This is a genomic window from Acinetobacter sp. N1-1, assembly GCF_056711485.1.
The window spans coordinates 377873-399362 of record NZ_JBWXUO010000012.1 but is presented as its reverse complement, the minus strand read 5'-3'; the positions used below and the strand labels follow the sequence as shown (position 1 = coordinate 399362).

The following is a 21490-nucleotide window of genomic DNA, read 5'->3' as shown; positions in this document are numbered from 1 at the left end:
ATGCAAGAAATTACATGGAGTGATTTTGAAAAGGTAGAGTTGCGTGTAGGTCAAATTATTGATGTTATTGACTTTCCTGAAGCAAGAAAACCTGCCTACAAGTTAGTTATCGATTTTGGTGATGAAATTGGTATACGTAAGTCAAGTGCTCAAATTACTGACTTATACGATGCATCTAGTTTAAAAGGGAAGAAAGTCATGGCTGTTGTAAACTTTCCCAAAAAACAAATTGGAAAGTTTATGTCAGAGTGTTTAGTCACAGGACTACATAATGAACATGGTGAGGTAGTTTTATGTGTTCCTGATGGTGATGTCGCACTGGGTACGAAATTACTCTAACGTTTGAAACCAGTCTAAAAATAGATGTGGCCATGCTATTGTTTCTGTGCCTTGTTTGCCAAGTCCCCATCCATGACCACCATTTTTAAATCTATAAAATTGATATGGGACATGTGCTTTTTGAAGTGCGTGTTCTAATAAAATACTATGTAGAATTGGTGCTGTTTGGTCATCTTCTGCATGTGCAATAAATACAGGTGGCATGTTTGGTGTAACTTGTTTATCTACAGAAAAATTTTCTTCTATAGATGGGTCAGGTTTGTATCCAAACAAGCTATGGTATGCATGTGTTGTATTGAGAGGTGCTTCCATATGAATAACAGGGTAAAGTAGAACAGTAAAGTCAGGGCGGGCTGATGTTGAATCGAGTGCATCTTGGTTTGGATAAAAGTGTGCATTCCAACGTGTACTTAAAATACCTGCGAGATGTCCTCCTGCTGAGAAACCGAGTACTCCAATTTTATGTGCGTTATAACCATATTGTTCTGCCCTTGCACGAATAATGCGGATAGCACGTTGTCCATCTGCAAATGGATGATTACGTGAGTTAGAGTCTTCTTTAATATTGGGTAAACGGTAAATAAGTTCAAAAACTGTAAAACCTTGTTTTTTTAGCCATTTAGCAGTAGGTGTTCCTTCTTTATTTAAAGCTTCATGTGCGTAGCCACCACCACTAAGTACCAGTATTGCAATATGTTTATTATTTTCTTGTGTAGGTTGATATAAAGCCATCACGGGTTCTTTTGTATCTTGTTTTCCTACATTCGTATTAAATGGAGATTCATTTATAAGATGTTCATTTGGCCATAATGCAATATTTATTGGTTGTGCCGAGATAGATGTTGATGTCATGAGTAATGCAAAAATAAATAGAAAATAATTTTTTATCATGGCTATTATTCATTTAATTAGAGCTAAAAAGTTTAGTATTGAAAGCAATTAATTAATATTATTGATAATAGATTTTTTATGCAAATATCATACATTAGTTAAGCGTATAGCTGCATTATTAATTATTTCTACTGTACTCATGTGTTTTTGGATATTCTGTATTTATGGCAGCAAAATAACCAGATAAAAAGAATATTTCTTTGCTTGTTGCAGGAATGTCTAGAGCAATGATTATGGGAGAGTTTGGTACACCAGTAAGTACTGAAAAGCCTAGTGATAATACACGTGTAGATTTCATAAGGTTGCATATGTTGCAACTTTAGGACTTTAGGAGGTAAGTATATTGCTTTTCAGGTGACGTACGATGTGAGTGATCGAATTATAGAAGTGATACAGCTTAACAAATAATGTCTATAAAAAAAAACCGAGTATGATTACTCGGTTTTTTTATGATATTTGGAATTAGATGCTATCTAAGTTTACGCCTAAACGGTGTGCAACTTCTTCATATGCTTCTACAACATCACCAAGTCCTTGACGGAAGCGGTCTTTATCTAATTTTTTCTTTGTTTCTTTATCCCACAGACGGCAACCATCTGGTGAGAATTCATCACCAAGAACAATACGGTTATGGAAGACACCAAATTCTAGTTTGAAATCAACAAGAATCATGCCAGCTTCATCAAATAAATTAGTAAGCACTTCATTTACTTTATATGTAAGTACTTTCATTTGTGCAAGCTGTTCTTCAGTTGCCCAACCTAAAGCCACAGATTGTGACTCATTTACCATTGGATCGCCTAAAGCATCATCTTTGAAAAATAGTTCAAATGTAGGTGGTGTAAGTTGTTTACCTTCTTCAACACCTAAACGACGGCATAAAGAGCCTGCAGCATAGTTGCGAATTACACACTCGACAGGGATCATATCCAGCTTTTTAACTAAAACTTCGCTTGGATTGAGCAGTTTCTCAAAATGAGTTTCGATACCTGCTTCGGCAAGTTTTTCCATAATGAAGGCATTAAAAAGGTTGTTTACCTTGCCCTTACGATCCAGTTGTGCAACTTTTTCGCCATTGAATGCTGAAGCATCATCACGGAACACTAAAATTAAATGATCAGGATGATCTGTTTCATATACAGATTTTGCTTTACCGGTATAGAGCAGGGTTTGTTTTAACATGGGATGAACCTGTTTTTTCAAAAGTAATGCTTAAGGTTTAGGCTGGCCAATTCTGAGAAATCTGATCTAAAAGCGACTTTGCTTTTGTTGAATCAGCGAAGCTATTGTCTGGATTAAATAGTACAAGCGTATTTTCTTTTCCAACCGCAGAAAGCTTAATGATATATTTACTATCGTTCACTTGAATGGTTGCTTCATAGTTTGAACGACTTTGGTCGATCACCTTATAATTCAACCTATTAAGTGTTTCAAGTGTATATTGCCAAATAGTAGCAGGTTTACCACTAACTTTCAGTAAAGGATTTTGTTGTTCATCTAATAATACAACTGGGTGAACATAAAGTGTTTGTTTCGCAGACGCTCTGTTGCTTACAACTTCACCGGGACGAGGCATTGCAAAGCGATTGCCTTTTTGATTTTCAAAGTCGGGTGCATGCTGTAATGCTAAAGGATCAATAATTGGCGCAGGGTAAAGCGGTGTAGCAGGTCTAACCTGATCACCTTCAGGGTATTGAAGTGGAGCAAGAGTGGTTGCTTTTTTGTAGTCTAAAGAGCCGTTATTTACAGCAAGTTTAGTACTTAAAGTACTACAACCTGTTGCGGTAAGCACTGAAAGTGTAATGAGAGTTAGACCTAAACGTAATTGCATAATATTGTGCTCTTAAATAATTCCTACTTCTTTGAGTGCCTCATTTAAAGGCGTTCTATACTCTTCTGCAAGTGGCGTAAGGGGGAGGCGAATACCTGTAGACATGAGTCCCATTTCATATAATGCCCATTTGACAGGAATTGGATTCGATTCGCAAAATAAAATATTGTTTAGATTTGCAATTTTCTCATTTAGGCTACGCGCTTCTTCGGCATTTCCTGCAATTGCAGTCTTACAAATTTGACTCACAGTACTTGGTACAACATTTGCGGTAACAGAAATATTTCCCTTACCACCCAAAAGCATAAGCTCAAGAGCTGTATCGTCATCACCTGAAAAAACGTCTATTTTTCCATCTAAATTTTCAATAAGTGCTTTACCACGAGTAATATCGCCAGTTGCATCTTTAATTGCGATAATATTTTTAATATCTGCAAGACGAAGGACAGTTTCATTTTTTAAATCTACACTTGTACGTCCTGGTACATTGTAAAGAATGACAGGAATATCTGCAGATTCAGCAATTGCTTTAAAGTGTTGATATAAGCCCTCTTGTGTTGGCTTATTATAATACGGGGTTACAGAGAGAACAGCATCTGCACCAAACTCATAGGCTTCTTTCGTAAGTTTTATAGCTTCATGTGTTGAATTGGCACCTGCACCTGCAATAACAGGAATACGCTTGTTGGTAACACGAATAACTTCTTTGATTACTTTCGCATGCTCTTGCATGGTGAGCGTTGATGATTCTCCTGTTGTACCGACAGCAACAATTGCATTTGTACCTTGAGAAATATGCCACTCAACGAGCTTTTCTAGACCCTTCCAATCTACGCTGCCATCTTCAAACATAGGGGTGACGAGTGCGACAATTGAGCCTTGAATATTCTGAGCTAGCTGAGTCATTTTGAAAAAATATCCTATTTGGTCATCCATATTTTAATCAATAAAGCGGATGGTGAAAGTCGTTTTAAAAATTGAATGAAAAAGTTGATCATTGCATAATGCTTATCCAAATTATGACTGATCATAGTGTGAAGAACAACATCATTTGAAATAAGTCTATAAAACTTTATAGTCATTTTTTGTTATTTTTTCAACTATATTCGTTTGTTTATTAAATAGAAATATATACCTGTTCAAAAATTGAAAAAATATCTACCGAAATATCTCATAATTATTTATGGTTAAAGAAAATAAACAAAGGATATAAGTTTTAATATGCAAAATGACAATGCTGCACTTATTATTGTAGATGTCCAAAATGGCTTTACACCAGGAGGAAATTTAGCTGTTGAAAATTCAGATCAGATTATTCCAAGCATAAATATATTGGCGAAAAAATTTCATTGTGTAGTACTTACTCAAGATTGGCATACAGCAGATCATATTTCATTTGCAGAAAATCATGAGGGTAAGCAGCCATTCGAAATGATAGAGCTTGACTATGGAACACAAGTGTTGTGGCCAGCACACTGTGTTCAGGGTTCTTCTGATGCCGATTTTCATCCGAATTTAGATGTGCCTACAGCACAACTAATTATTCGTAAAGGGTTCCATCAAAATATTGATAGTTATTCTGCTTTTTTGGAAGCTGATCGTAAAACATCTACTGGGCTTCAAGGATATTTAAATTCAAGAAAGATAGATACCGTTTATGTTGTTGGTATAGCGACTGATTTTTGCGTGGCTTGGACAGCTATGGATGCTGTAAAACTTGGATTTAAAACATATGTAATAGAAGATGCAACTGCGGCAATAGACCTTAATGGTTCTTTAGGTAAGGCATGGAGTGATATGTTAGGTATTGGAGTTCACAAAATATATCTTAAAGATATTTAAAAAAAAGGACAGTAAAAATATAGGGGGTACTATATTTTTACTGTTGGGATAAAAAGTTAGCTCGCTGCTTTCATTTTAATTGTGCGAGTATCATTATTTTTTTTAGGATGAAGAATAAGCATTAAGTTTTTATCAAAGACACCTCTAGAATATTTAACAGATGATTCAACAATATTTAAGCAAAGCTCTATACCACCAAGATATATATAGTTATATGTATTATGTGGTGAATATTTAATATTTTTACCTCTTGTATATATTGTTGAGTCTAAGGCTTGTGCATAAGCAAGAGCATCCCAAATTAACTGATTTGGATTATTCTTAAAGAAGCGATTTAGATTTTTATCAAAAAAAATGATAAGAGGTTGTTGCGATTTTATATAACCTGATTCATCTTGAATCGAATTTATATATAGAAATAAAGAAGATGCAAATTGATAATAATTTTTAAATTGCTCTTTACAGCAAAAGCTATAAAAAAAATTACTCGTCAATATGTCTTTTTGAGCAGATATGCACGGAAAATCTGAAGCTGTAGCAACAACTTTCAGATCTTCAACGATCTCATTTTTCCAACTTCTGTCATGTATAAATTGATCTTCAGATTGGTATAGCATACTGCTCTCAAGTTCTAATAAATCTATATATATAATCATACATTATTTATATAGACAGTTCTGTATTTTTAACTACTTTTTTGTAACTTGTTATGAATTCTCTATATTAGATAAAATTTTGGTTACAATATTCCATGCTAGACTTATTGCTTTATGATCTTTAAATAGTTGCTCATGTATAATTGCGCCATCTAATAATAATCTAATTTGAATAGCTAATTGCTCATGATGTTCAACATTCATTTTTGCTAGTAAGTCAGAGATTACATCAGTAATCCACTGTTTATGAGCTTTAGAAATAATTTGAGAATTGGGGTGATGTGGTAGCTCATCTAGAGCTTTAATAAACATACAACCATGAAAGTCTTCTTGATTAAACCATTTTGCAAACCACTTAAATATTGTTTTTAACTGTTGCTGAGGGTCTTTGCTTGCATCTAAAGCTTTAGAAATACTTTCACGAATCAAACGATCTCGCTCCCGTAAACATTCTGTAATAAGAATGTCTTTAGATGGGAAATATTTATAAAAAGTCATTTTTGCTACTTTTGATTCTGCAATAATTCGGTCAATCCCTACACTGGTATAACCGAACTGATTAAATAGTTCTATTGATTTATATAGAATATCTTTTTGCTTTTGTGACATTATTTAATCCTTTTAAAATATTATATGTAGTATTGTATAACGATAATTCTATTAAAGGGGGCAAACCTTATGTGTAATGTGGAGAATCATCAGTCTTCTAGATATATAGCAATTGATCTTTTAAAAAAATCTATCCCACTAGCTACATGGAATCAAAGTAAAGAAACTCTAGATCACTTAAAAGAAGAAATACTCGCTCATCCACTATTTAATCACTCTATTATTAAAAAGCTAAATAATGCGATTTATGGTTTGGAAAAGATACAAGATATTCATTTGGAATATCAACATAGTATTGTAGAGATATTTACCGATGCGTTATTGATGGCACAATTTCAAGCAAAACAGCTTGATCCAAAGATATTTCCAACGATTAAAATGTATCCTAGATTTCTGATTGCATTTAATATTAATGATGAGTTTGGTTTATCATCAGAGCATAATAATTATCAAGATACACCATTAAATGCACATTTCTGTTTATTTAATAGAGTGCTAGATGACCTAAAAATCTCTAAAACTAGAATCAATGATTATAAGTGTTCTGATGAGTCAAATAATTTAAGATCATTTTTAGAATCTACTTATAGTGATTATATTAAAATAGTACTTGCACTTGCGATAGCGGAGCAACAAGTCATTACATTTTCTCCACCATTAAAAGAGGCTGTAAGAGGACTGAATATCCCTACAAATGATGGATATTATGATGTGCATGGTACAACAGATGACACTTCAATTTCTGCAGCAGATGATCTACATGAAGAGGATCTATGGTTATTATTAAATCATGCTTTACATTTAACGAATCCTAACGAAATAAGAGAAACAGCACTTAAATATTGTGATTTATGGTATGAGTTTTGGAGCAAGATGGAAGCAATATAATTAAAAATTAAAAAAGCCAATATTATATTATTGGCTTTTTTATATAAATATAAGAGGTCTTGGTTTGACTTTGAGTTTTATAGCGTTATCTACGTATATTTTTACAGTGATTATTATGATTGCAGTACCTGGTCCTGTAATGTTGTTAGTTGCTAGTGCAGGGTTAAAAAAAGGTTATTTACAAGCGCTAAAAACAATTTTTGGTACAAATACGGCTTCATTGATTTTAATTGCAGCATCTATATGTATTTTGAAAGGAGTCTTTAGTTTAAATACACAAGTATTTATCTTATTTAAATTGATTGGTTGTTTATATATCGGATACTTAGGGTGTCAAACTTTAAAAGATGCTAGAGCATTAGATGATGAGGATAAAATAGATACAGTTTCACCACAGCTTGGCGGTTTTAAACAGGGATTCTTTATTGGTATTTCTAACCCTAAAGATATTATATTTTTCTCTGCATTTTTCCCTCAATTTGTAAATGTAACTTCAAACATAAATATCAGTTTAATTGTTTTAACTATTATTTGGATTTTTTTAGATTTTTTAACATTATCTGTTGTTTATATGGGTTTTAATAGTTTATCTAAGAGCAAGAATTATCCTAAAATCTTATATATTTGTGGTCTTATTCTTATATTTATTGCAATTTATGGGGTTATTAGGAGTTTAATTTATTCTTAGATGAAAGGCTTTTTTTGCCAACGTACATTGAATAAATACAGTTTATGATGAAGAAATGCTTTCATCAATATGGAAAAAGCCATGATGTGTCCAAAATGTGGTTCATCTGAATTAGAAATTAGAGATCATGAACAACGTTTAAAAACTTTAGGTGGTGTTGTTCTTGGTTCAGCTGGTGTCGCAGCTGGTACAGTAGGTGGTGCAGCAGCAGGTGCATCGACAGGTGCTGCAATTGGTACATTAGCAGGGCCTTTAGGTGTAATTACAGGTGCGACTATTGGAACATTTGTCGGTGCAATTAGCGTTGGTGTAACAGGTGGCTTTTTAGGGCGAAAGTTTGGTAACAAGGCAGGCACGGTTGTAGATAAAAATATATTTTTTGATTATCAGTGTAAGCAATGTGGTACTCGTTTTAATGCTTAAAATAAAATGCCAACCTTATAAAAATAAGGTTGGCTAAGTTTTATGAAATATCAAGACATAGATACTTAGTTTCTAGGTACTCATCAATTCCTGCTTGGCCACCTTCACGTCCAAGACCAGATTGTTTAACCCCTCCGAATGGCGCAACTTCATTTGAAATAGCACCTGTGTTGACTCCTACCATGCCATACTCTAATGCTTCGCCAACACGCCATTGACGACCTGTATTTTGTGTAAATATATAAGCTGCTAGACCAAATTCTGTATCGTTTGCCATCGCAATCGCTTCACACTCTTCTGTAAACCGAAATAGCGGTGCAACTGGGCCAAAAGTTTCTTCTTTAGCTATTTTCATTGCTTGAGTAACACCTGTGAGTACAGTCGGTTCAAAGAAACGTGTACCTAAAGTACTTGATTTTCCACCAATTGCGATAGATGCACCTTTTTCTACTGCATCGTCAATGTGTGAAAGTACTTTATCTACAGCTGATTGCTCAATCAATGGTCCTTGAGTCGTTCCTTCATCACGACCATCACCAACTTTGAGTTTTTTTACTGCCTCGATGAGTTTTTGACTTAATGCATCATAAATTCCATTTTGAACATAGATGCGGTTTGCACATACACATGTTTGTCCACTATTGCGAAATTTACTTGCCATAATACCTTGGACTGCTTGTTCTAAATTTGCATCGTCAAATACAATAACAGGTGCATTCCCACCAAGTTCTAAGGATAGTTTTTTAATAGTCGGTGCGCACTGTTTCATGAGAATGCGCCCAACTTCTGTAGAGCCAGTGAAACTTAGTTTACGAATAATGTCGCTTTCACATAGTACTTGTCCAACATCTTCTGTTTCACCACTTATATGAATAAGTAGGTCTTGTGGCAGACCTGCTTTAAGTGCCAATACTTCAAGTGCATATGCAGTTAAAGGTGTAAGTTCAGCAGGTTTTACAATCATGGCACAGCCTGCGGCAAGGGCAGGGGCTGCCTTACGGGTAATCATAGCGGCAGGGAAGTTCCAAGGTGTAATTGCAGCAGTTACACCAATGGGTTGTTTGATGACAAGAATACGTTGTTGGTTTTGTGTTTGTGGAATAATTTCGCCATCAATACGTCTTGCTTGTTCTGCAAACCAACGAATGAATGAAGCTGCATAGCCAATTTCCCCCTCAGCTTCTGCAAGAGATTTTCCTTGTTCTGCTGTTAAAATTTGTGCAAGATCTTTTTTATGGTCAATAAGTGATTGATACCAAGATAATAAAATATCTGCACGTGTTAAAGCGGTTTGTTTCTTCCAAGCACTCTGTGCTTTTTCTGCACGTTTAATAATATTTTCTACTGCATCACGATCATGCTTTTTAACCCATGCTAAGGGGGTATTTGTTGCTGCATCTGTAACTTCAAGATAGGTGGAATCCTGTTTTTTAAAAGAAATATCAGGATGTTGAAGTAGGTATTGTAGTTCTGTTGCAATCATTAAAATTTCTCCAATCTTTGGATCTTCTATAAAGATGCAAAGCTTTTTTCTAGGATATTTAATCCTGCATTAAATTGTTCTGTTGGAATAGTAAGAGGATAGAGGAAACGAATGACATTTCCATGTTTACCACAAGTAAGTAACAGTAAGCCATGTTCCATTGCATGATTTTGTATTGCTTTCGCAATATCTGCATTTTGAACTTCAACGGCAATCATAGAGCCTAGTGCACGGATATCTTGAATAACTGTAGGATATTTTTCTTTTAATGTCTCAAGCAATGTCACTAATGTTTTACCAAGTGTATTTGCACGATCACACAACTTTTCTTCTTCAATAACATCAAGTACTGCATGTGCTGCTGCAACTGCAATTGGGCTTCCTGCATAAGTTCCACCTAACCCCCCTGCATTGGGTGCATCCATTACTTCTGCGCGACCAACCACACCAGAAATAGGGAAGCCACCACCTAAGCTTTTCGCCATGGTAATTAAATCTGCTTTCACATCATGGTACTGCATGGCAAAGATTTGTCCTGTACGTGCAAAACCTGACTGAACTTCATCTGCAATGAGTAAGATGCCGTGTGCATCACAAATTTCACGTAATCGGGTTAGAAATTCAGTCGGTGCAATGTGGAAACCACCTTCACCTTGCACAGGTTCAAGTACAATTGCGGCCACATCATGTGCTGAAATATCTTCGCTAAAAATATTATGAATGCTTTCAATAGCATCATTAACAGTAATACCGTTAGATGCGACAGGGTAGCGTGCGTGAAATACACCAGCAGGCATTACACCAAAATCACGTTTATAAGGTGCTGTTTTTCCTGTCATTGCCATGGTCATAAATGAACGACCATGGAATGCATTACCGAAAGTAATAATACCGTGACGACCTGTGTATGATCTTGCAATTTTTACTGCATTCTCAACTGCTTCTGCCCCTGTTGTAAAAAATGCTGTTTTAGCATCACCATTAATGGGTGCAAGTACATTAATGCGCTCAGCAAGAGAAATATAACTTTCATACGGTGTTACTTGATATGCCGTATGTGTGAAATGCTCAAGTTGCTTGCTTACAGCCTCAATAATTTTTGGATGACGATGCCCTGTATTGAGTACTGCAATACCCCCTGCAAAATCTGTAAATATACGGCCATCTGTAGCCCAAATTGTTGCATTTTCTGATTTTTCTGCATACCAACTACACATAACACCTACACCACGGGGCGTTGCTTGTTGTTTGCGTGTATTTAATGAGGTGTTCTGTTCCATGAAGATATCCTTGATATTGATGATTACATCGTGCATATACAATGCTTTATAATGTAAAGATTAATCTAACTTTTCTTATGCTTTAATGTGTCTTGTTTTGTAAGTATTGACGAGAGCCATTTTATTAAATTTGGAGGGTACCAATTGCGTAGTCTGCTTGGAGATTATGTCTTACAACATTTACAAAATGAGCAAAGTGGTACATTACATAGTCGCTTATTTCGTTGTTTAAGGCATGCTATTGTGAATGGGGTTGTAAAGTCTAATAGTCGACTACCTGCATCACGTGATCTCGCACAGGAAATACATGTTTCGAGAAATACAGTATTAAGTGCTTATGATCAGTTACAAGCAGAAGGATATGTCGAAGCAAAGACAGGTCACGGCACATGGGTTTCTAGTAATATTCCAGATAGATTTTTATCATCATTATTAGATTGTACTTTGCAAAAAGAAGATAAGAATAAAGAGGCACAATATGGGATATCTCAGCGAGGAAAGTTCTTAGTTGAAAATGCGGCTGCATCGCCATATCAATGGGGAGCTTTTGTACCAGGCGCTCCCGATGTCACGGCATTTCCGCATCATATTTTTCAGCGTATTCAAGCTAAGTTAAGTAAATCTCCTCCAGTTGAACAGCTTATTTATAGTCATGAGGGTGGCTGTTTAAGGTTACGTTTGGCTTTAGCGCAGTATTTAAAAGTTTCTAGGTCTGTTTCATGCAATGCAGAGCAAATTATTATTACTGAAGGGATTCATCAAGGCATTGATCTAATTACGCGCTTACTTACAGACGTTGGTGATACTGCATGGGTTGAGGAGCCTGGATATTGGGGAGTAAAGAATAATCTAAATGTAAATGGTTTGGCTGTTGAGCCAATACCAGTAGATGATGAGGGGCTATGTTTACCAACAAGATCTAATCAGGTTTTACCAAAACTTATTTTTGTGACACCTTCTCATCAATACCCTTTAGGGCCACATTTAAGTTTACAACGCCGTAAGCAGTTGCTTGAGTTTGCACGTAAAAATCAGAGTTGGATTGTTGAAGATGACTATGATAGTGAATTTCGTTTTTCAGGGCAGCCATATCCTTCTCTACAAGGATTAGAAAAGAACAGCCCTGTGATTTACATGGGAACATTTAGCAAAACGATTTATCCTGCTTTGCGTATTGGATATGTTGTTGTACCACAGAATTTGGCTGGAATTTTACGTCAAGCAGCAACTGAGTTGTATCGTGGAGGGCATACACTTCTTCAAAATACTTTAGCTGAGTTTATAGAAGAGGGATATTATGAAGCACATATTCGACGTATGCGTCTATTGTATGCAAAACGTAGAAAGTATCTGATCGATCTTATTTTTAAATATTTAGGGCATACGTTCCTACATGAATATGATAATGCTTCAGGACTGCATCTTATACTTAAACTACCGCAAGGTGTAGATGATGTTGCTTTAAGTCAATATGCAATTCAGCAGGGAGTAAAAGTTCGCCCATTATCCCAATATTATATTCGTAAGAATCCTTCGGTTGAGAGAGGGCTTTTACTTGGTTTTGCCTGTGTAGATGAAAAACTAATGTTTGATGCATTTAGCATATTATTAGATTGTTTAAAGCAGTTTAGAGTGTGATGTAGCTGTAGCTTCTTCTATTGTCGATATTAACTATTTACCAAAAATCTATGATATATAAAATAATGTTGTCAATTTAGTTCGGGTATGAATTATAAAACCATTGTTTTAAATTTAATATTATTTAAATAAAAATCAATAACTTAATTTTAAATATGGTGTTAATTTTTAAATGGATCATAAGAAATAATAGGTAGATTCTCTTTTATTATGAATTTTCTCTGTTATATTGTATGTAGGTTGTAAAACATACAAACCTAATGTGTTTAATATAAAAATATAGTAAATAGAATAAATTATAAAGAGTAGGGTATATGAGAAGTAAAATCATCACATTTTGGGTTCTATTTTCTGTGATAATTCTAAACGTAGGGTGTTCAACTTCAGTACGAAACATAAAAAGTGACAAATCATTAAATATAGATATTAATCATAATCAAGACCTCAAAACCTTTGGTATAACACCAGATAATTTTCGCAAAAAAATGAATGCCCGTATAGAAAGGGAAACAACTAAAGTCCTTGGTCCTTTTCAAATATTTAATATTAAAAATAATCATTTCAAAGTTAATATTATTGCTAAAGAAAATATTATTTTGGAAGGTACAGTTGCAGCAAATGGAGAGTTAACTTCTCTTACTTATACAAGCCGTATGGTAGATGATGAAAGCCTAATAAAAACGATGTCATTAATTGATTTAACGGCAAAAATTTTACCACCTAATATAGATGAAAAGAAAAAAGGGAATTTATTGGAAGATGTGATAGAAGCATCTGTTGCTAGCCCTAAAAGTTTTGCACAAAAAACTGTGAATAATTCAGTCGTTTATACAGTTGAGAGCTTACCAGATGGACAGTTTATTGTGACATATACACCAGCAACAGGGAGCTAAAACAAAAATTCTTGTGATTTCATAATTAGATGGTTCGTGAGCCTTTCAAGTTGAGGTGATTGCTGTTGCCAGTAATGCCAATATAGAGAAATATCTCGTGTTGTTTTTTGCGTAAGTATAGTTAATTGAGTATTTCTTATTTGAAGCTCGGGAACCATACCATAGCCAAGACCTAACTCAATTGCATCTACAAAAGATTCTGAAGAAGGAATAGAGTGGTAAGGATAGGCTGTTTTAGGAAGACCAAAATGTTCAAGTAATACATTGCTGTGCATATTGTCTTTACGGTTAAAAATAACAGCAGGAGCATGTCTAAGTGCTTCTCTAGATATACCATTAGGAAACCAAACACGAATAAAATCATCAGATGCGACTAAGTGGTAACGAACTTTACCTAAAAAGGTAGCGTAGCAACCATTTCTAGGTTTTGACTCGGTAGATATACAAGCATTGACTTGCCCAGTTTCTAATAAATAGTGGGTATAGTCCTGATCTTCTAACTGTAAGTTTAATAGAATTTTTTCATTCAGAGTAATTTGTTGTAATGCAGGTAAAAACCAAGTTGCTAGGGTATCTGCATTGATTGCAATAGCAAGTCTGAAAAATTCAGAATTAAGGTCTTTCCCCGAAAATTTGTGTAATAAATCTTGTTCTAAAATTTTAACTTTTCTTAAATAAGACAGTAAATCATGCCCCGATTGTGTCGGTTTACATGGGCGCTCACGTAATAATAATATTTTTCCTAAACATTGCTCAAGGGATTTAATTCGTAAGGTGATGGCTGAGGGAGTGACATTAAGCTGTGTACCTGCAAGTTCAAAACTACCTGTTTCAATGACTGCCAAAAAGGCTTCACACTGTTTATCATCAAGCATAATTTACCTAAATTATTTTTAGTTTGACCTATATTTTCTTAATAATACTTAAAAATGAATAAAAAGATGAATAATGCATTAAAGATAAATATGGAATAGAGAACATATAAAATGCTATGGGGAGTTTGGGGGCAAGGCCTCGTAATAGGAGCTGGTTTAATTATTGCAGTAGGTGCACAAAATGCACATGTATTACGTATAGGCTTACAACAGCAACATGTTTTACTGACTGTTTTAATCTGTATTTTATGTGATGCTACTGCAATATCACTTGGGGTTGCAGGTGTAGGAACTTTTATTCAAGGTAATGATGTTTTTATGAATGTTGCACGTTGGGGTGGTGCTTTATTTTTATGTTTATATGGTTGTTTGGCATTTAAAAGAGCAATTTTTTCTGAAGATGGATTATATGTCGAACAGCAGAAGAAGACCCTTTCTAAGATGTATGCAGTTCAATTGGTTTTAGCTGTTTCTATACTCAATCCACATTTATACTTAGATACTATAGTTTTATTGGGTGCTGTTGGTGGGCAATATCGTGAAAGTGATGCAAAAATGGTCTTTACGATAGGTGCTATCTCTGCATCTATTTTATGGTTTAGTCTATTAGGGTGGGGAGCAAAAAAAGTTGCCCCATGGTTACAAAAACCGATCGCTTGGCGTTTTATAGATGGTTTTGTCGCTATAATGATGTTTACAATTGCTTTAGTACTTATATTTAAGCCCATATAATAGGAAATAAAGATGTCACAAGAAAATCTATATATTGTTTTACTTGGTGGAAAACATGAAAAAGCAAATATAGAGGTTCATGATATTCGACCTGTTATTTGCTCAAATCTATCAGATGCTTATACTGCATTAAAGCAACAATGGTTTGGTGTGCAAAAAGGTTTACATATTGATGGCTGGATGAAAATTAATGGTGTGCATTATCATGATCAGCCTTATCAAATAACGATTTCTGAACAACCACTTCAGGGTTCAGGTTTAAAACCTTATTTAATTAATTTAGGTGCGTATATTCCTGAGGAGTTTGGTGAGGTTCATAAGTATCTTATCGTTGCAGGAATGAATCCAGCAGAAGCAAAGCAACAAGGAAAACAGGCAATAGAAAAGCATTGGTTTAAACCACATACAGATGCTGTGGTTGATGTAGATGCTTGTATTGAATTAAGTTTATTTGATCAAAAATATATATATCTTGTGAGAGGCGAGTTTGAGCCAAATAGTTTTGAAAATGACTATATTGTAATTGGGTAAATAATGTCTAAATACAGCGTAGAAGAGCAACATCTTTTAGAGCAATTAGATGTGATTGCCGATGGTCTTAGTCAAACATTACAACCTTTTTGTGAGGTTGTTGTTCATCATTTAAAAGGTGAGCAACAAGGTATTCACCGTATTTATAATAATTTATCTGACCGTAAAGAAGGTGGTGATATAACAGCCTTAGGTGAAGCAAGAATTCACGATAAGCATTATCCAAATATTATTGCCAATTATGCCAATAGATTACCTAATGGTAAGCCATTGAAAAGTACGTCTATTGGTATTAAAAATAAAGAAGGAGAGTATGTTGCTGCATTATGTTTAAATCTTGATATAGCAGCATTTTCAACAGTACAAAATATGCTGGCTCAATTTACAGCAATTTATGACTTAAATCCTAAAGAAAGTTTACAGCCTTTGAGTCAGGAGGAGTTGATTCATTATATAGATCAATTTTCGGCTAAAAAGGGGATACCCGTGCGAGGTTTGAATGGTCAGGAAAGAAAACAGTTGATGCATGAGCTAAAAAATGAAGGTTTTTTAGAAATTCGCCGTTCAATTGATTTAATTGCAAAACATCTTGGTGTTTCAAGACCTACAATTTATTCATATCTAAAATAAATAATATTTATACTTTTACTTGAGAGTAGATTTTTAAATATTTATCTTTACAAAAAGTCAATAAGTTAATATTTTGTAAACATGATTTAATGAATTTAGAAGAATGATGATGAAAACAATTGAATATAATGATGTATAGTCAAACAATCTAATTACTCATACAGACATGAAAAAACATCTGAAAGAGTCGATCAATACAATCCTCTTGCCATTCTTTTCTCTTTTTCTTAATCCATGCCCATGTCTTTTCAATGGAATTCAAATCAGGACTATAAGGCGGTAACCATAAAATATGATGCCCATGATGTTCTAGTAACTCCTGTGTGTCTGCTCGTTTGTGAAACGTCGCATTATCCATCACAATGATGCTGTGTCTAGGTAATTCAGGAATAAGAAAATGCTCTACCCAGAAATGGAATACATCTGAATTAATTTTACAATTGAATAGCCCAACGCTAAACAACTTATTTTCATACAATGCACCAATGGCATTGGTCTGATTATTTAATTGCCAATTAAATAATCCATAACATGGTGCTCCTTTAGGAGAGTAACCATGAGGTCGATAATCGTGTGATTTAAACCCACTTTCATCAAGATAAACAATGGGATGCTTTTTTTGAAGATGATCTAAAGCTTTGGTGAATGCGGATCTGAGGGATTCTTTTGCTTGTGGATGGCGTAAGGTCTTTTTTTCACTGTGATTCCTAAACGTTTTAATGCATAACCAATAGATGCAGCTGAGCAGGAAAAGCGTACAGCACGCTCATATTGATAATCATCTGGATATTTCTCAACATCAGCACGTAGTGCATCATCCTCAATTTTAAAAGGTTTCCGTGGGCGAGTTCTTTTAACCTCAATTCTTTTTTTCCAACTCAAAATTGTATTTTTATCAATCTCAAATTGTGTCGATACCGCTCGTATGGAATGTCCTTCCTCAAGCTTCGCTATAACTTTTCGTCTAAAATGTTCTGAATAACTCATTTCCATATTGTCTTATATTTTTGATTGTTTGACTATAGTTCAAGCACATGAAAAAATTAGACAACACGTAAAAAGAACAGAAATTCAAACCTCTCAGACTTTAAATGAATGGTTGGATGCAGAAATCTATTTTAAATGCGAAAACTTTCAAAAAACGGGCGCATTTAAATTGAGAGGTGCAGTCAATGCATTATTAAATTTTAATGTCTTACAACGAAAAAAAGGAGTGCTGGCATTTTCATCTGGAAACCATGCACAAGGTATTGTATATGCAGCAAAAATTTTAGGTATACCTGCAAAGGTTTTAATGCCTAAAGATGCTCCAAAGTCTAAAATTCAAGCCACACAAGCTTATGGTGCAGAGGTTATTTTCTATAACCGTTATACAGAAAATCGGGAAGAGATTGGTAAGCGTTTAGCATTAGAGTATGAAATGACACTTATTCCGTCATATAACCATACCGATATTATTGCTGGGCAAGGAACAGCAGCAAAAGAGCTTATAGAAGATGTTGGAAAGTTTGATCAAATATTTGTAGGGCTCGGTGGTGGGGGAATGCTGGCAGGTACACTACTCACAACAAAATATTTATTACCATCTTGTGAGGTATATGGTATAGAACCTGAAACAGGAAATGATGGTGAACAATCATTACAAGCTGGGAAAATTATTCAAATTGATACACCAAAAACTATTACTGATGGTGCACAAGTAACAAGTTTAGGTTCGTTAACTTTTCCAATTATTCAAAAATATGTAACTGATATAAAAACAGTCAATGATTTAGAAATAAAACAAGCAATGCGATTTTTTGCTGAAAGAATGAAAATGGTTGTTGAGCCAACAGGCTGTTTAGGTTTGGCATCACTTTTGAAATATCGATCATTATGTAAAGGAAAGAAAATAGGCGTAATTGTTACAGGTGGTAATATTGATATGGAGAGGTATGCCGATCTTTTAACGCTGAATTAAAATATTTATGTTTATTATTATTTACGAGGGTAAATTTTACCCTCGTAAATATCAAACTTATTCTACTGTGACAGATTTCGCCAAGTTACGTGGTTGGTCTACATCTGTACCACGCAAAACTGCAACATGGTAAGAAAGAAGCTGAACAGGAATACTGTAAATAATTGGTGCTAACCAAGGGTTCACAGCTGGAATATCAACAACATGCTGACGCTCTTTGCTTTTAATTCCACTGTGTTCATCTGCGAATACGAAGAGTTCGCCACCACGTGCTTGTACTTCTTCCATATTCGATTTTAGCTTATCTAACATCTCATCTTTAGGTGCTAAAATAACGACAGGCATTTCATTGTCTACAAGTGCCAAAGGACCATGTTTTAGCTCGCCTGCAGCATAACCTTCGGCGTGAATATAAGAGATTTCTTTTAGTTTTAATGCACCTTCAAGTGCAATTGGGTAGTTTGTACCACGACCCAAAAATAAGCAGTGTTGCTTTTCAACAAATAGCTCAGAAAGATGCAAAATTTTTGCATTATGCTGTAGGGTATCCAAAATTAATTTTGGACAATGCCATAAACTAGCTACAATTTCGGTAAGTTGTGATTCAGCTAAACGCTTTTTCACTTGACCGATTTTAAGTAGTAATAACATGAGTGCTGAAAGCTGTGTTGTGAAAGCTTTGGTTGAAGCAACACCAATTTCAGGGCCAGCTAATGTTAATAAATGATGATCTGTTTCACGTACCATAGATGAGGTTGGTACATTACAGATAGCCATAGTTGAAATATTTAACCCTTTATCTTTAGCACGCTTCTGTGTATCTCTTAATGCAGCTAAAGTATCTGCTGTTTCACCAGATTGAGAAATACATACATACAATGTACGATCAATAATTACAGGTGAGCGGTAACGGAATTCACTTGCAATTTCAACTTGGCAAGGTAAATCAATTAGTTGTTCTGCCCAATATTTTGCAATCATGCCTGCATGGTAACTTGTACCACAGGCAATAATTTGGATTTGCTCTATATTTTGAAAGCTAGTAACTGCATCACTTAAGAAATCTTCACGTAATGCATTGTCATTTAGTGCTTGTGCAATTGTTTGCTGTATTGCTTCTGGCTGCTCATAAATTTCTTTAAGCATGAAATGCTTGTATTCACCTTTAGATGCATGACTAACTGTTGCATCTAACTCTTTGGTTGGACGTTCAACACGCTCTTTGCCATGGTTTTTAAATATTTTAACACTTGTACGTGTTAAATGAGCAATATCACCTTCCTCAAGGTAGATAAAGCGGTTTGTAATTGGCAGTAAAGCAAGTTGATCTGAGCTAATGAAATGTTCACCAATACCTACACCAATGACAAGAGGAGAGCCTTCACGTACAGCTATTAAATCTTCTGGATAATCTGCATGCACAATTCCTAAAGCAAAAGCACCTTTTAAACGAGGAACAATACTTTGAACGGCATTAAAAAGAGTCGTGTGTGTTTTCATTGCCTCGGCGACAAGGTGAGCAACAACTTCACTATCTGTCTGAGAAGCGAATATATAACCTAACTGTTCAAGCTCAGATTTAATTTCTACATAGTTTTCAATAATACCGTTATGAACGACAGCAACTTTACCTGAAATATGCGGGTGTGCATTCGATTCTGTTGGTTTCCCATGAGTCGCCCAACGTGTATGAGCAATACCAATATGCCCATTGAGATGTTGTTCTTTGGCAGCTTCTTCCAAGTTAATAACTTTGCCAACACGTCGTTCACGCAAGATATTTTTATTATTAATTAAGGCAAGTCCCGCAGAGTCATACCCACGGTACTCTAAGCGTTTGAGTCCTTCAATTAAGATTTCACTAATATTTCGTTCGGCAATACCACCAACAATACCACACATATTTTAACCTCTATTTCTCGCTATTATTTAGTCTTTTGGGGACGTTGATAATTTGCTTTTTCGATTTGTTGTGAACGTTCAAAAGCCAATGTATTTTCAGGAACATCTCTTGTAATAACAGAGCCTGCACCAATGGTTGCACCTTTACCAATAGATAATGGTGCAACAAGAGAGCTATTTGACCCAATAAAAGCAGACTCACCAATAATTGTTTTATGCTTATTTACACCATCATAATTACATGTAATTGTTCCTGCACCAATATTGGTTGTTGCGCCGACTTCGCTATCTCCTAAGTAAGTAAAATGGTTTGCTTTAACGCCTTTTTCAAGACGTGAGTTTTTAACTTCTACAAAGTTTCCAATATGAACTTCATCAGCAAGTTCTGTACCTGGTCTTAGGCGCGCAAAAGGGCCTATCATAACTTTTTCACCAATGATGGCATGATCAATGATGCTATAAGGTTGAATCTTCGTATTTGAGGCAATACGAGCATCTTTTAAAATACATCCAGCACCAATTTCTACATTACTACCAATTTCACAATGACCTTCTATAATGACATTGATATCAATATATACATCTTGTCCTGTTGTGAGAGAACCACGTAAATCGAAGCGTGCTGGGTCTGCAAAAGCAACTCCATTACGCATTAAGTTAAGAGCTTGCTGTTCTTGAAATGCACGTTCTAAGCTTGCAAGTTGAACACGGTCATTAACACCTTCTACTTCAAAGTCGAGTGCTGGCTGAATTGAAGCAATTTCTAGACCATCGCTAACTGCCATTGCAACAATGTCTGTTAGATAATATTCACCTTGTGAATTGGCATTAGAAAGCTTGGGTAACCATTCGTGTAATTTGCAATTTTCAACGCAATAAATCCCAGTATTAATTTCTGTAATTTGACGTTGTTCTTCAGAGGCATCTTTATGTTCGACAATGGCTTGTACTTTCTGATTTTTACGTACAATTCGACCATATCCTGTAGGGTCGGCCACATTTAGAGTGATCATACCAATACCAGTTTTTTGACTGGCTTCTAGAAGTTTTTCAAGGGTTTCTGAAGTGACTAAAGGAACATCACCATATAAAATAAGTGAAAAACCATCATGGGGTAAAACAGGTAAAGTCATTTGTACAGCATGACCTGTACCGAGTTGTTCTGCTTGCTCAACCCATTCAATATTTTCTTGTCTAAATGTTTCTTGAACCTTCGAGCCACCATGCCCAAAAATAGTAATAATGCGTTGGGCTTGTAGTTGTTTTGCTGTTTGAATGACATGACCAAGTAAAGGTTTGCCTGCTAAGGGTTGGAGTACTTTCGGTAGTTGAGAGCGCATACGCGTTCCTTTACCTGCAGCGAGAATAATCACGGTAGTAGACATAATCATCCTATTGG

The 21490-nt window shown here is 35.1% G+C and carries 25 protein-coding genes; 11 read left to right on the top strand and 14 right to left on the bottom strand.

From position 1 onward, the window contains the following. On the top strand, window positions 1-339 hold the full coding sequence (locus tag AC1MPL_RS02140) for a tRNA-binding protein (protein WP_479763870.1): 339 nt from the start codon (window positions 1-3) through the stop codon (window positions 337-339). On the opposite strand, the gene AC1MPL_RS02135 is transcribed toward AC1MPL_RS02140, so the two are convergent. From AC1MPL_RS02135 to dapA, 5 genes are all read right to left on the bottom strand, one after another. Then, window positions 331-1230, bottom strand: a complete 900-nt coding sequence (locus AC1MPL_RS02135; RefSeq protein WP_479763868.1) for an alpha/beta hydrolase — start codon at window positions 1228-1230, stop codon at window positions 331-333. The genes AC1MPL_RS02140 and AC1MPL_RS02135 overlap by 9 nt on opposite strands. Before the next feature lie 118 nt (window positions 1231-1348). Further along, on the bottom strand, window positions 1349-1528 hold the full coding sequence (locus AC1MPL_RS02130) for a hypothetical protein (protein ID WP_479763867.1): 180 nt from the start codon (window positions 1526-1528) through the stop codon (window positions 1349-1351). 164 nt (window positions 1529-1692) lie between these two features. Beyond that, window positions 1693-2412, bottom strand: a complete 720-nt coding sequence (gene purC, locus AC1MPL_RS02125; protein WP_479763865.1) for a phosphoribosylaminoimidazolesuccinocarboxamide synthase — start codon at window positions 2410-2412, stop codon at window positions 1693-1695. A gap of 37 nt (window positions 2413-2449) precedes the next feature. Then, complete coding sequence (locus AC1MPL_RS02120; protein ID WP_479763864.1) at window positions 2450-3061, bottom strand: lipoprotein-34 precursor (NlpB); 612 nt, start codon at window positions 3059-3061, stop codon at window positions 2450-2452. Between the two features lie 12 nt (window positions 3062-3073). Then, window positions 3074-3967, bottom strand: coding sequence for a 4-hydroxy-tetrahydrodipicolinate synthase (dapA, locus tag AC1MPL_RS02115; protein WP_479763862.1), 894 nt, complete (start codon window positions 3965-3967; stop codon window positions 3074-3076). A 315-nt stretch (window positions 3968-4282) separates the two neighbouring features. Between dapA and pncA the strand changes: the two genes are divergently transcribed. Next, a complete protein-coding gene (gene pncA / locus AC1MPL_RS02110; RefSeq protein ID WP_479763860.1) occupies window positions 4283-4903 on the top strand; it encodes a bifunctional nicotinamidase/pyrazinamidase in 621 nt (206 codons plus the stop codon). 56 nt (window positions 4904-4959) lie between these two features. Here the strand turns inward: pncA and AC1MPL_RS02105 are convergent, their stop codons facing one another. Beyond that, window positions 4960-5520, bottom strand: a complete 561-nt coding sequence (locus tag AC1MPL_RS02105) for a YqcI/YcgG family protein (RefSeq protein WP_479763859.1) — start codon at window positions 5518-5520, stop codon at window positions 4960-4962. 90 nt (window positions 5521-5610) lie between these two features. Next, window positions 5611-6168 carry a TetR/AcrR family transcriptional regulator gene (locus AC1MPL_RS02100; RefSeq protein WP_479763858.1) on the bottom strand — a complete coding sequence of 186 codons (558 nt, stop codon included), beginning with the start codon at window positions 6166-6168 and terminating at the stop codon, window positions 5611-5613. A gap of 69 nt (window positions 6169-6237) precedes the next feature. On the opposite strand from AC1MPL_RS02100, the gene AC1MPL_RS02095 reads away from it, so the two are divergent. The 3 genes from AC1MPL_RS02095 to AC1MPL_RS02085 all read left to right on the top strand — a co-directional run bounded on the left by AC1MPL_RS02095 (window position 6238) and on the right by AC1MPL_RS02085 (window position 8167). Continuing rightward, a complete protein-coding gene (locus AC1MPL_RS02095; protein WP_479763855.1) occupies window positions 6238-7056 on the top strand; it encodes a hypothetical protein in 819 nt (272 codons plus the stop codon). A gap of 70 nt (window positions 7057-7126) precedes the next feature. Then, a complete protein-coding gene (locus AC1MPL_RS02090) occupies window positions 7127-7744 on the top strand; it encodes a LysE family translocator (protein WP_479766131.1) in 618 nt (205 codons plus the stop codon). 69 nt (window positions 7745-7813) lie between these two features. After that, a complete protein-coding gene (locus tag AC1MPL_RS02085; RefSeq protein WP_479763853.1) occupies window positions 7814-8167 on the top strand; it encodes a hypothetical protein in 354 nt (117 codons plus the stop codon). A 40-nt stretch (window positions 8168-8207) separates the two neighbouring features. Here AC1MPL_RS02085 and AC1MPL_RS02080 read toward each other — a convergent pair whose 3' ends face one another. Together AC1MPL_RS02080 and gabT are read right to left on the bottom strand one after the other, a co-directional pair. After that, complete coding sequence (locus AC1MPL_RS02080; RefSeq protein ID WP_479763851.1) at window positions 8208-9650, bottom strand: NAD-dependent succinate-semialdehyde dehydrogenase; 1443 nt, start codon at window positions 9648-9650, stop codon at window positions 8208-8210. Window positions 9651-9676: 26 nt separating this feature from the next. Next, window positions 9677-10930, bottom strand: coding sequence for a 4-aminobutyrate--2-oxoglutarate transaminase (gene gabT, locus AC1MPL_RS02075; protein WP_479763849.1), 1254 nt, complete (start codon window positions 10928-10930; stop codon window positions 9677-9679). Window positions 10931-11074: 144 nt separating this feature from the next. On the opposite strand from gabT, the gene pdxR reads away from it, so the two are divergent. Together pdxR and AC1MPL_RS02065 are read left to right on the top strand one after the other, a co-directional pair. Then, window positions 11075-12568, top strand: coding sequence for a MocR-like pyridoxine biosynthesis transcription factor PdxR (pdxR, locus tag AC1MPL_RS02070; protein ID WP_479763847.1), 1494 nt, complete (start codon window positions 11075-11077; stop codon window positions 12566-12568). Between the two features lie 314 nt (window positions 12569-12882). Beyond that, a complete protein-coding gene (locus AC1MPL_RS02065) occupies window positions 12883-13461 on the top strand; it encodes a hypothetical protein (protein ID WP_479763845.1) in 579 nt (192 codons plus the stop codon). On the opposite strand, the gene AC1MPL_RS02060 is transcribed toward AC1MPL_RS02065, so the two are convergent. Further along, the gene (locus tag AC1MPL_RS02060; protein WP_479763843.1) at window positions 13458-14336 is read right to left on the bottom strand and encodes a LysR family transcriptional regulator ArgP; all 879 of its coding nucleotides are present in this window, start codon (window positions 14334-14336) and stop codon (window positions 13458-13460) included. The two genes, AC1MPL_RS02065 and AC1MPL_RS02060, sit on opposite strands and share 4 nt — an antisense overlap. A 111-nt stretch (window positions 14337-14447) precedes the next feature. On the opposite strand from AC1MPL_RS02060, the gene AC1MPL_RS02055 reads away from it, so the two are divergent. Genes AC1MPL_RS02055 through AC1MPL_RS02045 form a run of 3 tightly spaced genes read left to right on the top strand, consistent with a single transcriptional unit; the run spans window position 14448 to window position 16229 of the window. Then, window positions 14448-15068, top strand: a complete 621-nt coding sequence (locus AC1MPL_RS02055; protein ID WP_479763842.1) for a LysE/ArgO family amino acid transporter — start codon at window positions 14448-14450, stop codon at window positions 15066-15068. Between the two features lie 12 nt (window positions 15069-15080). Then, window positions 15081-15599 carry a DUF1543 domain-containing protein gene (locus AC1MPL_RS02050; RefSeq protein WP_479763840.1) on the top strand — a complete coding sequence of 173 codons (519 nt, stop codon included), beginning with the start codon at window positions 15081-15083 and terminating at the stop codon, window positions 15597-15599. Window positions 15600-15602: 3 nt separating this feature from the next. Next, entirely contained in the window at window positions 15603-16229 is a 627-nt protein-coding gene (locus tag AC1MPL_RS02045; RefSeq protein ID WP_479763838.1) for a helix-turn-helix transcriptional regulator, read from the top strand. 148 nt (window positions 16230-16377) lie between these two features. Here the strand turns inward: AC1MPL_RS02045 and AC1MPL_RS02040 are convergent, their stop codons facing one another. After that, a complete protein-coding gene (locus AC1MPL_RS02040; RefSeq protein ID WP_479766126.1) occupies window positions 16378-16950 on the bottom strand; it encodes an IS630 family transposase in 573 nt (190 codons plus the stop codon). Beyond that, window positions 16860-17216: an IS630 transposase-related protein gene (locus tag AC1MPL_RS02035; protein ID WP_479763665.1), complete on the bottom strand. Its 357-nt coding sequence runs from the start codon at window positions 17214-17216 to the stop codon at window positions 16860-16862. The genes AC1MPL_RS02040 and AC1MPL_RS02035 overlap by 91 nt, the downstream gene beginning before the upstream one ends. 28 nt (window positions 17217-17244) lie before the next feature. Between AC1MPL_RS02035 and AC1MPL_RS02030 the strand changes: the two genes are divergently transcribed. Then, on the top strand, window positions 17245-18189 hold the full coding sequence (locus AC1MPL_RS02030) for a threo-3-hydroxy-L-aspartate ammonia-lyase (protein ID WP_479763836.1): 945 nt from the start codon (window positions 17245-17247) through the stop codon (window positions 18187-18189). A gap of 57 nt (window positions 18190-18246) precedes the next feature. On the opposite strand, the gene glmS is transcribed toward AC1MPL_RS02030, so the two are convergent. Together glmS and glmU are read right to left on the bottom strand one after the other, a co-directional pair. Then, on the bottom strand, window positions 18247-20091 hold the full coding sequence (gene glmS / locus AC1MPL_RS02025; RefSeq protein ID WP_479763834.1) for a glutamine--fructose-6-phosphate transaminase (isomerizing): 1845 nt from the start codon (window positions 20089-20091) through the stop codon (window positions 18247-18249). Between the two features lie 23 nt (window positions 20092-20114). Continuing rightward, the gene (gene glmU / locus AC1MPL_RS02020) at window positions 20115-21476 is read right to left on the bottom strand and encodes a bifunctional UDP-N-acetylglucosamine diphosphorylase/glucosamine-1-phosphate N-acetyltransferase GlmU (RefSeq protein WP_479763833.1); all 1362 of its coding nucleotides are present in this window, start codon (window positions 21474-21476) and stop codon (window positions 20115-20117) included. Window positions 21477-21490: the final 14 nt, after the last annotated feature.

Excerpts from the sequence above, each read along its gene's own strand:
- AC1MPL_RS02140 (WP_479763870.1), top strand. The coding sequence starts at position 1 with ATGCAAGAAATTACATGGAGTGATTTTGAAAAGGTAGAGTTGCGTGTA.
- AC1MPL_RS02135 (WP_479763868.1), bottom strand. The coding sequence starts at position 1,230 with ATGATAAAAAATTATTTTCTATTTATTTTTGCATTACTCATGACATCA.
- AC1MPL_RS02130 (WP_479763867.1), bottom strand. The coding sequence starts at position 1,528 with ATGAAATCTACACGTGTATTATCACTAGGCTTTTCAGTACTTACTGGT.
- purC (WP_479763865.1), bottom strand. The coding sequence starts at position 2,412 with ATGTTAAAACAAACCCTGCTCTATACCGGTAAAGCAAAATCTGTATAT.
- AC1MPL_RS02120 (WP_479763864.1), bottom strand. The coding sequence starts at position 3,061 with ATGCAATTACGTTTAGGTCTAACTCTCATTACACTTTCAGTGCTTACC.
- dapA (WP_479763862.1), bottom strand. The coding sequence starts at position 3,967 with ATGACTCAGCTAGCTCAGAATATTCAAGGCTCAATTGTCGCACTCGTC.
- pncA (WP_479763860.1), top strand. The coding sequence starts at position 4,283 with ATGCAAAATGACAATGCTGCACTTATTATTGTAGATGTCCAAAATGGC.
- AC1MPL_RS02105 (WP_479763859.1), bottom strand. The coding sequence starts at position 5,520 with ATGCTATACCAATCTGAAGATCAATTTATACATGACAGAAGTTGGAAA.
- AC1MPL_RS02100 (WP_479763858.1), bottom strand. The coding sequence starts at position 6,168 with ATGTCACAAAAGCAAAAAGATATTCTATATAAATCAATAGAACTATTT.
- AC1MPL_RS02095 (WP_479763855.1), top strand. The coding sequence starts at position 6,238 with ATGTGTAATGTGGAGAATCATCAGTCTTCTAGATATATAGCAATTGAT.
- AC1MPL_RS02085 (WP_479763853.1), top strand. The coding sequence starts at position 7,814 with ATGGAAAAAGCCATGATGTGTCCAAAATGTGGTTCATCTGAATTAGAA.
- AC1MPL_RS02080 (WP_479763851.1), bottom strand. The coding sequence starts at position 9,650 with ATGATTGCAACAGAACTACAATACCTACTTCAACATCCTGATATTTCT.
- gabT (WP_479763849.1), bottom strand. The coding sequence starts at position 10,930 with ATGGAACAGAACACCTCATTAAATACACGCAAACAACAAGCAACGCCC.
- AC1MPL_RS02065 (WP_479763845.1), top strand. The coding sequence starts at position 12,883 with ATGAGAAGTAAAATCATCACATTTTGGGTTCTATTTTCTGTGATAATT.
- AC1MPL_RS02060 (WP_479763843.1), bottom strand. The coding sequence starts at position 14,336 with ATGCTTGATGATAAACAGTGTGAAGCCTTTTTGGCAGTCATTGAAACA.
- AC1MPL_RS02055 (WP_479763842.1), top strand. The coding sequence starts at position 14,448 with ATGCTATGGGGAGTTTGGGGGCAAGGCCTCGTAATAGGAGCTGGTTTA.
- AC1MPL_RS02050 (WP_479763840.1), top strand. The coding sequence starts at position 15,081 with ATGTCACAAGAAAATCTATATATTGTTTTACTTGGTGGAAAACATGAA.
- AC1MPL_RS02045 (WP_479763838.1), top strand. The coding sequence starts at position 15,603 with ATGTCTAAATACAGCGTAGAAGAGCAACATCTTTTAGAGCAATTAGAT.
- AC1MPL_RS02035 (WP_479763665.1), bottom strand. The coding sequence starts at position 17,216 with ATGAGTTATTCAGAACATTTTAGACGAAAAGTTATAGCGAAGCTTGAG.
- glmS (WP_479763834.1), bottom strand. The coding sequence starts at position 20,091 with ATGTGTGGTATTGTTGGTGGTATTGCCGAACGAAATATTAGTGAAATC.
- glmU (WP_479763833.1), bottom strand. The coding sequence starts at position 21,476 with ATGTCTACTACCGTGATTATTCTCGCTGCAGGTAAAGGAACGCGTATG.